Source organism: Xanthobacter sp. BG11Y11_SDJG (assembly GCF_057364445.1).
This window is the reverse complement of record NZ_JBNFNU010000145.1, coordinates 1-9,649: the sequence shown is the minus strand read 5'-3', so window position 1 is coordinate 9,649 and position 9,649 is coordinate 1. Positions and strand designations below refer to the sequence as shown.

Annotated in this window: 8 protein-coding genes and 2 pseudogenes; 4 read left to right on the top strand and 6 right to left on the bottom strand. The window is 69.7% G+C overall.

All coding sequences use genetic code 11. The features are described 5' to 3' along the window. Positions 1-420: anhydro-N-acetylmuramic acid kinase (locus AC2W7M_RS13245; RefSeq protein ID WP_486132748.1), on the bottom strand; the 420-nt coding region annotated here is incomplete at its 3' end. Between the two features lie 135 nt (positions 421-555). Between AC2W7M_RS13245 and tyrS the strand changes: the two genes are divergently transcribed. Then, positions 556-1,806, top strand: coding sequence for a tyrosine--tRNA ligase (tyrS, locus tag AC2W7M_RS13240; protein WP_486132747.1), 1,251 nt, complete (start codon positions 556-558; stop codon positions 1,804-1,806). A 15-nt stretch (positions 1,807-1,821) separates the two neighbouring features. On the opposite strand, the gene cimA is transcribed toward tyrS, so the two are convergent. From cimA to cysS, 4 genes and pseudogenes are all read right to left on the bottom strand, one after another. Next, positions 1,822-3,417 carry a citramalate synthase gene (gene cimA / locus AC2W7M_RS13235; protein ID WP_486132750.1) on the bottom strand — a complete coding sequence of 532 codons (1,596 nt, stop codon included), beginning with the start codon at positions 3,415-3,417 and terminating at the stop codon, positions 1,822-1,824. Positions 3,418-3,507: 90 nt separating this feature from the next. Continuing rightward, a pseudogene (locus AC2W7M_RS13230) lies at positions 3,508-3,831 on the bottom strand (endonuclease domain-containing protein); the annotation flags it as partial. Beyond that, positions 3,831-4,322, bottom strand: coding sequence for a GNAT family N-acetyltransferase (locus AC2W7M_RS13225; protein ID WP_486132746.1), 492 nt, complete (start codon positions 4,320-4,322; stop codon positions 3,831-3,833). The gene AC2W7M_RS13225 and the pseudogene AC2W7M_RS13230, both read right to left, overlap by 1 nt. Continuing rightward, entirely contained in the window at positions 4,319-5,698 is a 1,380-nt protein-coding gene (gene cysS / locus AC2W7M_RS13220; RefSeq protein ID WP_486132745.1) for a cysteine--tRNA ligase, read from the bottom strand. Before cysS ends, AC2W7M_RS13225 begins: the two co-directional genes overlap by 4 nt. 501 nt (positions 5,699-6,199) lie before the next feature. On the opposite strand from cysS, the gene AC2W7M_RS13215 reads away from it, so the two are divergent. After that, on the top strand, positions 6,200-6,601 hold the full coding sequence (locus AC2W7M_RS13215; protein WP_486132744.1) for a hypothetical protein: 402 nt from the start codon (positions 6,200-6,202) through the stop codon (positions 6,599-6,601). A gap of 6 nt (positions 6,602-6,607) precedes the next feature. Here the strand turns inward: AC2W7M_RS13215 and AC2W7M_RS13210 are convergent, their stop codons facing one another. Beyond that, on the bottom strand, positions 6,608-7,141 hold the full coding sequence (locus tag AC2W7M_RS13210) for a CreA family protein (protein ID WP_486132749.1): 534 nt from the start codon (positions 7,139-7,141) through the stop codon (positions 6,608-6,610). Positions 7,142-7,383: 242 nt separating this feature from the next. Here AC2W7M_RS13210 and AC2W7M_RS13205 point away from each other — a divergent pair. Beyond that, positions 7,384-8,471: pseudogene (locus AC2W7M_RS13205) on the top strand (TRAP transporter substrate-binding protein). A 208-nt stretch (positions 8,472-8,679) separates the two neighbouring features. Further along, positions 8,680-9,649: DUF2865 domain-containing protein (locus AC2W7M_RS13200; protein WP_486132743.1), on the top strand; the 970-nt coding region annotated here is incomplete at its 3' end.

Below are 9,649 nucleotides of genomic sequence, written 5' to 3'. Positions count from 1 at the left end.
CACGTCCGCCGCCCGCATGTCGGCCACCACGGGAATGGCGAGCCGCCGGGCGAGCGCCGCGCCGAGGCCGAGCTGCACGGTGAGGCGGGCGTCGGGGCGGTGGATGACGGTCTGGCCGTGGAAGCCCACCACGGCGATGTCGGAGGGCGCGAGGCGCAGGCTGGCGAGCAGCGCCTCCACCGCCTGCGCGTTGAGATCGGTGATGCGCGCCTCCGCAGCTGCGAGCCGGCCCGGCCGGTCGGTGCGGGCATTGACGCCGCGCGCATCCTCCACCGCACCGGCCAGCAGCGCCCGGGTTTCGCCGTCGAACGGGACGGCAAGGGAAGGGCCGCGCCAGAACACCGCCTCGCCGTCGGTCTCCAGCAGCGCCACGTCCACCCCGTCCATGGAGGTGCCGCTCATGAGCCCGATCGCGCGCATCCCTGTTCCCTGCCTCCCCATCCCCTGTTGCCCATCCCCGGTTGCCATCCCTGCCTGCCACGGTCGCAAAGCGGGCGGGGACCTGCTAAACCACCGCTCCTTCCGCCCGTCCTCCGCCAGACCGACAGAATTGCGATGACCAGCCCCGCCTTCCGCTCCGACTTCCTGAACACGCTCTCCGAGCGCGGCTACATCCACCAGTGCTCGGACCTCGAGCGCCTCGACGCCAAGGCGGCGGAAGGACCCATCACCGCTTATATCGGCTTCGACGCCACCGCATCGAGCCTGCATGCGGGGCACCTCTTGTCCATCATGATGCTGCGCACCTTGCAGCGCACCGGCCACCGGCCGATCGCGCTGATGGGCGGCGGCACCACCAAGATCGGCGACCCGTCCGGCAAGGACGAGGCGCGCCGGATGCTGACCGACCAGCAGATCGAGGACAATATCGCCTCGATCCGCAAGGTGTTCGCGCGGTTCCTGGACTTTGATGGCGGCGCGATCATGGAGAACAACGCGGGCTGGCTGGACGAGCTGAAATACATCCCGCTCCTGCGCGAGGTGGGGCCGCACTTCACCATCAACCGCATGCTCACCTTCGATTCGGTGAAGCTGCGCCTGGAGCGCGAGCAGCCGCTCACCTTCCTCGAATTCAACTACATGATCCTGCAGGCCTACGACTTCGTGGAGCTCAGCAAGCGCCACGGCTGCATCCTGCAGATGGGCGGCTCGGACCAGTGGGGCAACATCGTCAACGGCATGGAGCTGGGCCGCCGCATGCACGGCGCCGACCTGTTTGCGCTGACGACCCCGCTGCTCACCACCTCGTCCGGCGCCAAGATGGGCAAGACCGCCGGCGGCGCCGTGTGGCTCGATGCCGATCTGCTCTCGCCTTACGAATACTGGCAGTACTGGCGCAATGCCGGCGATGCGGACGTGGAGCGCTTCCTCAAGCTCTTCACCGAGCTGCCGCTTCCCGAGATCGCCCGGCTCGCCGCGCTTCAGGGCCAGGAGATCAACATCGCCAAGGAGGTGCTCGCCACCGAGGCGACCGCGCTGCTGCACGGCCGGGAGGCCGCCGAGAAGGCCAAGGAGACCGCCCGCACCACCTTCGCCGAGGGCGCGCTGGCGGTGGACCTGCCCACGGTGGACGTGCCGGCGGCGAAGCTCGAGGCCGGCCTGCCGGTGGCGAACGCCTTCGTGGAGGCCGGGCTCGTCGCCTCCACCAGCGAGGCGCGGCGCCAGATCAAGAGCGGCGGCCTGCGCGTGAACGACGCGGCGGTGAGCGACGAGAAGGCGGTCCTCACGCGGGGCGACCTGACGCCCGAGGGCGTCATCAAGCTCTCGCTCGGCAAGAAGAAGCACATGCTCCTGAAGCCCGCATGAGGAGGCGGGGGCGGCTTACGCCGGCGCGCCTTCCTTCAGCAGCTTCCAGGTGATGGAATCGATGAGCGCCTGGAACGAGGCATCGATGATGTTGGGCGACACGCCCACCGTGGTCCAGCGGTCGCCGGTCTCGTCCACGCTCTCGATCAGCACGCGGGTGATCGCCTCGGTGCCGCCGTCGAGGATGCGCACGCGGTAGTCGGTGAGCTTGAGGCCGCCGATCAGCGGCTGGTACTTGCCGAGGTCCTTGCGCAGCGCCACGTCGAGTGCGTTCACCGGGCCGTTGCCCTCGGCGGCGGAGATCAGCACCTCGCCGTCCACCTCCACCTTCACGATCGCCTCGGCGACGGTGGTCATCTCGCCCTTGGCGTTGAAGCGGCGCTCCACCTTCACGCTGAAGCGCTCGACGCGGAAGAAGTCGGGCACCGTGCCCAGCATGCGCTTGGCCAGCAGCGCGAACGAGGCGTCCGCCGCCTCGTAGGCATAGCCCAGCGCCTCGCGGCTCTTCACCTCGTCGAGCAGGCGGGCGACGCGCGGGTCGCCCTTGTCGACCGCGACACCGAGCCGCTCCAGCTCGGACAGGACGTTGGACTTGCCCGCCTGATCGGACACCATCACCCGGCGGCGGTTGCCCACCAGTTCTGGCGGCACGTGCTCGTAGGTGGCGGGGTCCTTCAGGATCGCCGAGGCGTGGATGCCGGCCTTGGTGGCGAAGGCGCTGTCGCCCACATAGGGCGCGTGGCGGTTCGGGGCGCGGTTCAGCATCTCGTCGAGGGTGCGCGAGACCTGGGCGAGATGGGCGAGGCGTTCGCGATCGACGCCGATCTCGAAGCGGTCGGCAAAGCCCGCCTTCAGCAGCAAAGTCGGGATCAGCGAGACGAGATTGGCATTGCCGCAGCGCTCGCCGAGGCCGTTCAGCGTGCCCTGGATCTGGCGCGCGCCGGCGCGCACGGCGGCGAGCGAGTTCGCCACCGCCTGCTCGGTGTCGTTATGGGCGTGGATGCCCACATGGTCGCCCGGCACCACCTCGACCACGGCGCGGACGATCTCCTCCACCTCGTGCGGCAGGGTGCCGCCATTGGTGTCGCACAGCACCACCCAGCGCGCGCCGGCCTCGAAGGCGGTGCGGGCGCAGGCGAGCGCGAAGTCCGGATCTTCCTTGTAGCCGTCGAAGAAGTGTTCGCAATCCACCAGCGCCTCGCGCCCGGCGGCCACCGCCGCCTTCACGCTGTCGCGGATCGAATCGAGGTTGTCTTCCTTCGAGCATTCCAGCGCCACCCGCACCTGGTAGGCGGAGGCCTTGGCGACGAAGCAGATGGCATCCGCCTTGGCCTCCAGCAGCGCCGCGACGCCGGGGTCGTTCGCCGCCGAGCGGCCCGGCCGCTTGGTCATGCCGAACGCCGTGACGCGCGCCTGCGCCGGATGGCGTTCCGCGAACAGCTGGCTGTCGGTGGGGTTGGCGCCGGGATAGCCGGCCTCGATGTAGTCGACGCCGAGGCCATCCAGGAGGCCCATCACCTTCAGCTTGTCGGCGACGGTAAAGTCCACCCCATTGGTCTGCGCCCCATCGCGCAGCGTGGTGTCGAAGAGGTACAGGCGTTCCTTGGCCATGGCGGCGTGCTCGTCTTCTTCCCCTCTGCCCTTGCGGGAGAGGGGCCGGGGGTGAGGGGTGGTCCGGGCGCCGCGCTGCAATTCCAGCAGCAGCGCCTCCAGGACACCGTCCGTGTTCCCCAGGATATCGTTGTTCCAGAAGCGCAGGACCCGAAACCCGCTGCGGCGAAAGAAGGCGTCCCGCGCCGCATCGCGGAGCGTGCCCGCATGCTGCCCGCCGTCCGCCTCCACCACGAGGCGGTGTCCGAAGCTCAGGAAGTCCTCCACATAGGGTCCGACGGGAACCTGTCGGCGGAACTTGGCGCCGTCGAACCGTCGATCCCGCAGCAGACGCCACAGCCGCGCCTCGGCGTCGGTCATGCTCCGGCGCAGGGTGCGCGCACGGGCAACCGGAGCCTGCGGCGCGGCCGACATCATCTCCCCTCCCCCAGCGCCTTGGTCATGCTGGTGTTGCCGAGCCAGGTGTCGGCGCGGGGGACCATGTTGCGGCGCTGGGCCTCGTAGCCGCGGTGCTGGAAGAAGCCGAGCGCGGTGTCGCTGGCGTCGACGGTGAGCGCCGTCTTGCCGCGCGCCTTGGCGAGCGCCTCCACGGCGCCGGCGAGCGCGGCGCCGACGCCGGTGCCGGCGCGTCCGGGCGGCACGTAGAGCAGCTCGATATGCGCGTTGTCCTTCAACGCGACGAAGCCCACCGGTTCGCTGCCCCGGAGCGCAACCACGGTGAGGAGGCCGGCGAGGCGCGTGGCGAACGCCGCCTCGTCGTCGGCGGCGGCCATCCAGGCCTCCTGCTGCTCCTCGTCATAGTCCTCGCCGGTCAGTTCGGCGATGGAGGCGCGGAACAGCGCCGCCAGCACCGGCGCGTCGGCCGGCAGATAGGGCCGCAGCGCGATCTTCGCCGCCTCGCTCATCGCGCGATCTCCCAGCTGGTGGTGCCGTCCTTGTTGTCCATGAGCACGATGCCGCCCGCCGCCAACTCCTCGCGGATCTGGTCGGCGCGCTTGAAGTCCTTGGCCTTGCGGGCGGCGATGCGCTCGGCGATCAGGCCCTCGATCGCCGTCTCGTCCACGTCGATGGCGGCCTTCGCCCGCGCGCGCCACCCGCTTTCGGTATCGGAAAGCAGGCCCAGCAGGTTGGCGGCGCCCTTGAACAGCATGGCCGAGCGCGCGTCGGTCTCCGCCACGTCGGCCAATTGGTGCAGGTGGGCGATGGCGGCGGGCGTGTTGAGGTCGTCGCCGATCCGCTCGGCCAGTTCCGCCTCGAACGGGTTTTCGCCGCCCGTCACCGCCGCGACATCGCCGATCGCGCGATACCACTTGTCCAGCGTCTTGGCGGCGAAGCCCAGGCCCTGGCGGGTCCAGTTGATGGGCTGGCGATAGTGGGTGGAGAGCATGGCGAGGCGCAGCACCTCGCCCGGCCACTCGTCCAGAAGCTCGCGGATGGTGACGAAGTTGCCGAGCGACTTCGACATCTTCTCGCCTTCCAGCATCAGGAAGCCGTTGTGCATCCACACCTGCGCCATCACGCCGGTGTGGAAGGCGCAGCGCGACTGGGCGATCTCGTTCTCATGGTGCGGGAAGACGAGGTCGATGCCGCCGCCATGGATGTCGAAGGTCTCGCCGAGATGCTTCCAGCTCATGGCCGAGCACTCGATGTGCCAGCCGGGCCGGCCGGGGGTGGCGATGCCGCACGGCGAGGGCCAGCCGGGGGCGCCCGCGAAGCTCGGCTTCCACAGCACGAAGTCCATGGCGTCGCGCTTGTAGGGGGCGACGTCCACCCGCGCCCCGGCGATCATCTCGTCGAGCGGGCGGCGCGAGAGCTGGCCGTAGTCCGGCATGGAGGGCACGTTGAACAGAACGTGCTCCTCGGCCACATACGCATGGCCGGAGGCGACCAGGCGCTCGATGAGCTGGTGCATCTCGCCGATATGCTCGGTGGCGCGCGGCTCCACCGACGGCGGCAGGCAGCCGAGCGCCGCCACGTCCTCGCGGAACCAGGCGTAGGTCTCCTCGGTCAGATCGCGGATGGTGATGCCGCGCTCCGCGGCGCGGGCATTGATCTTGTCGTCCACGTCCGTGATGTTGCGCACGTAAGTCACGGCGGCCTCGCCGTAGAGCCGGCGCAGCAGGCGGAACAGCACGTCGAACACGATCACAGGCCGCGCATTGCCGATATGGGCATGGTCGTAGACGGTGGGCCCGCAGACATACATGCGCACCCGCGCCGGATCGATCGGGCGGAAGGGGTCCTTCGACCGCGTCAGGGTGTTGTAGAGCCTAAGCTCCATGGATCGCTCCGCTCCGCATGTTCGGCGCGGGCTCGCGCTCGCCACCGGCCGGGCGTCCAGATCCTCAAGGCATCAGCAAGATGAGCAAGGGACGGCCACGGCCAGCGAGAGGGCTAGCCGCAGATAATCGGCAGAATGGCGCCGACGATGGTGAAAGAACCTTGCATGGCGCGGGACAATGGTTCCGCGCGCGCCGCCCGTCAAGGGATTTCACAAGGGTGGCGGCGCGTGCGTCCGGCCCCCGCGACGAAGCGTCCATTCCCCGCGCCGGGCTCCGGGCATTGACCCGTGCCGCAACCCTGCGTAAGCCAATCGCCGTGCGGCGCGCGCCGGCCGGTCCCGACCGGTCAGCCTCTTGCGGGAGGGGCTCTGCGGCGATGCCACACAATGGCTGGAATCGGGGCGCCAGCGTTGGTCGTGCGCCCCCGCCGCCGCGCACCGGACGGACGCCGTGCGGCTTCCGTCACCGCCACCACGCCGGCCGACACCCCCCGAAAGGCCATGAACGCGCTCATGCCGACATCCGCCGCGCCGAAACCTGAGCTGAACACCCCGATCGCGCCCTGTCGGCTCATGCCGAAGCGGGCGGCGTCCGCCTGGCGCGGCCTCGCGGCGGGTCTCATCGCGCTCGTCGCGCTCTCGGCGGAGGCCCGCGCCGAAACCCGCATCTTCCTGATCGACACCTCGGACGGCTACGGCATCGATGCGTGCCTCGCCACCGGCGCGCCGTGCGGCGAGCGCATCGCTTCCGCCTGGTGCCGCGCCCATGACTATGCCCGTGCCATCGATTTCGGCCGGGTGGCGAACGATGCCATGACGCCGATCTCCTCCGGCGCCGCCGGCGGCCCCTCCTGCCACGGCCCCCTGTGCCCGCCGGTGGTGGCGATCACCTGCTCGCGGTAGCGCCGCTCACCACCCCTTCTTCATGAAGTCCGCGCATTTGGGCACCTCGCCCTGCCCGCCCCACGGCATGATGGGGACGGTGGAAGTGGAGTTCTTTGGGCTGCCGTCGATCAGCTTGTCGGAATAGACGAGATAGACCAGCACGTTGCGCTTGGTGTCGCAGCCCCGCACGATCTGCATCTTCTTGAAGAAGAAGGAGCGGCTCTCGCGGAACACCACGTCGCCCTGCTCGAACTTGGTCTTGAACGAGATCGGGCCGATCTGCCGGCAGGCGAGCGAGATGTCGGAGGTCTCCTCGGCCACGCCGAACATGCCGGAGACGCCGCCCTTCTCGGGCGTCGTATAGTGGCAGGCGACCCCGTCGACCACCGGATCGTCGATGCCGTAGACCGCGAGCTTGTCGTCGGGGGTGAGGAACTTCCACACCGTCGACTTCCTGAAGATGAGGTCCGGCTCCTGCGCCAGCGCCGGCGCGGCGGCGCCCAAAAGGAGAAGGCCGGCGGCGGCCACGGCACGGCAGGCCTTGATTGAAATCCGCATCATCGTCTCGCCTTCGCTCCTCGCTCTCCGGTGCCGCGCCCGCGCGTCCGTCGGCGCCGGATATGGGGTTGGACCGCGCAAAGGGGAAGACGCCCCGGGCACCGACCGGCCGGTATCGGCGCGCGCGCATGCCCCTTGCGCGGCAAACGATTGACTGCACGCGCGCGCCGTGACACCGGTCGCGGCTCAAGCGCCGCCGATGGATCGGCGGCAGAACAAAGGTCGCTCCAGGAGAGACGCCCATGGCCCCCTCGCGCCGCGCCTTCGTAGGCGCCTCCGCCACCCTCGCCGCCGGCGCTGCCGCGCCCGCGCTCGCGCAGTCCCAGCCGCAGGTGAAGTGGCGCCTCACCTCCTCCTTCCCGCGCTCGCTCGACACCATCTTCGGCACGGCGCAGATGTTCGCGCGCTTCGTCGCCGAGGCCACCGACGGCGCGTTCCAGATCCAGACCTTTCCGGCGGGCGAGATCGTGCCCGGGCTCCAGGCGCTGGATGCGGTCTCCACCGGTGCGGTCGACTGCGCCCAGACCGCCACCTATTTCTATTCCGGCAAGGACCCGACGCTGGCCTTCGGCACCGGCGTGCCGTTCGGCTTCAACTCGCGCCAGCAGCATTCCTGGTGGTTCTTCGGCGGCGGCGCGAGATCATCAACGGCGTGCTTGCCAAGTACAACGCCACCTCCATCCCCATGGGCAATTCCGGCTGCCAGATGGGCGGCTTCTTCCGCAAGGAACTGAACGACGTCGCCGACCTCAAGGGGCTGAAGTTCCGCATCGGCGGCATCGGCGGGCAGGTGCTGGCGAAGCTCGGCGTGGTGCCGCAGCAGATCGCCCCCGGCGACGTGTTCCCGGCGCTGGAGCGCGGCTCCATCGACGCGGCCGAGTTCGTCGGCCCCTATGACGACGAGAAGCTCGGCCTCGTGAAGGTGGCCAAATACTATTATTATCCCGGCTGGTGGGAGGGCGGCGCCATGCTGCACCTCGTGGTCAACGACCAGAAATGGGCGGCGCTGCCGAAGCACTACCAGGCCATCGTGCGCAATGCCGCCGAGGCCGCCAACAACTGGATGCTGGCGAAGTATGATTCGGTGAACCCGCCGGCGCTGCGCCGCCTGGTGCAGCAGGGCGTGGAGCTGCGTCCCTTCCCCGCCCCCATCATGGAGGCGGGCTACAAGGCGGCGCAGGAGCTCTATGCCGAGATTGCCGCCGGCAATGCCACGTTCAAGCAGGCGCTCGATTCCATGAATGCCATCCGCGCCGACCAATTGGTGTGGTGGCAGATCGCGGAATTCGCCTTCGACGGCTTCAACATCCGCTCGCGCGGCAAAGGCTGAACGCCCACGGTACTCCGTGTCGGGCACCCGCCCGGGCGCGCAATTCCTTAGTTTGGTCACCATTGGGCAAGGCCGCCGCGCTATAGAAACGAGATTGTGCGCCGCTGCCTTTCGGCGCGCATGTCGGGGGCCGCACGGAAGAGAACAGAGAATGGGCGCAACGCGGACAGTGGTGGAGCGGCTTGGGACGCTGGCGCGCAGCGCCGGAATGGCGATGCTTTTCGCGGCGGGTGCGGCCGGCCCCGCGCTGGCGCAGGTGCCGAACGCCATCTGCCCGCAGCTCGAAGCCCAGCTCGTGGCCCTTGACCGCGGCGTCGGCGCCCGCGCGCAGCAGCAGAACCAGGCGGCGCGCATGCGCGCGGATCTCGACCAGCTCACGCGCCAGGCCAACAGCATGGGCTGCGACGCGCCGCGCGGCTTCCTGATCTTCCAGGGGCCGCCGCGCCCGCCCCAGTGCGATCAGATCTCCGACCAGATCTCGCGCCTGCGCTCCCAGCTCGCCGCCAGCGACCGCTCCGGGGGCGACGACCAGGGCCAGCGCCGGGCGCTGATCATCGCCCTCGCGCAGAACAATTGCGGCCCGCAATATGCCGCCGCGGTGCGCCAGGTGCCGCAACAGCAGCAGCGCCCGCGCAACTTCTTCGAGGCGCTGTTCGGCGGCCCGATCCAGTCGGGCGAAGGCTCGGCCGATCTCGAGGTGCTGCCGCTGGAGACGCCGCGGCCGTCGAGCTACAAGACCGTCTGCGTGCGCACCTGCGACGGCTATTTCTTCCCTATGGCGAACTATTCCTCGCCCGGCCGCTTCGCCCAGGACGAGGCGCTGTGCCAGCGCCTGTGCCCGGCGGCGGAGACCCAGCTCTTCACCATTCCCGGCGACGACATCCGCAACGCCACCAATGTCGCCGGCCAGTCCTACATGTCGCTGCCCAACGCGCTGCGCTACCGCAAGGAGCTGGTCGCCTCCTGCACCTGCAAGCCGGTCGGCCAGTCCTGGGCCCAGGCGCTCGCCGGGCTGGAGGACAAGACCACCCTGCGCAAGGGCGACATCATCGTCACCGAGGAACAGGCGCGCGAGATGTCGCTGCCGCGTGCCGCCGCGCCCAAGACCAAGGGCGGCGCGGGGGCAGGTCCCGGCCGAGACCGGCCAGCCCAACGCCCCGTCCCCTCGCCGCCACCGC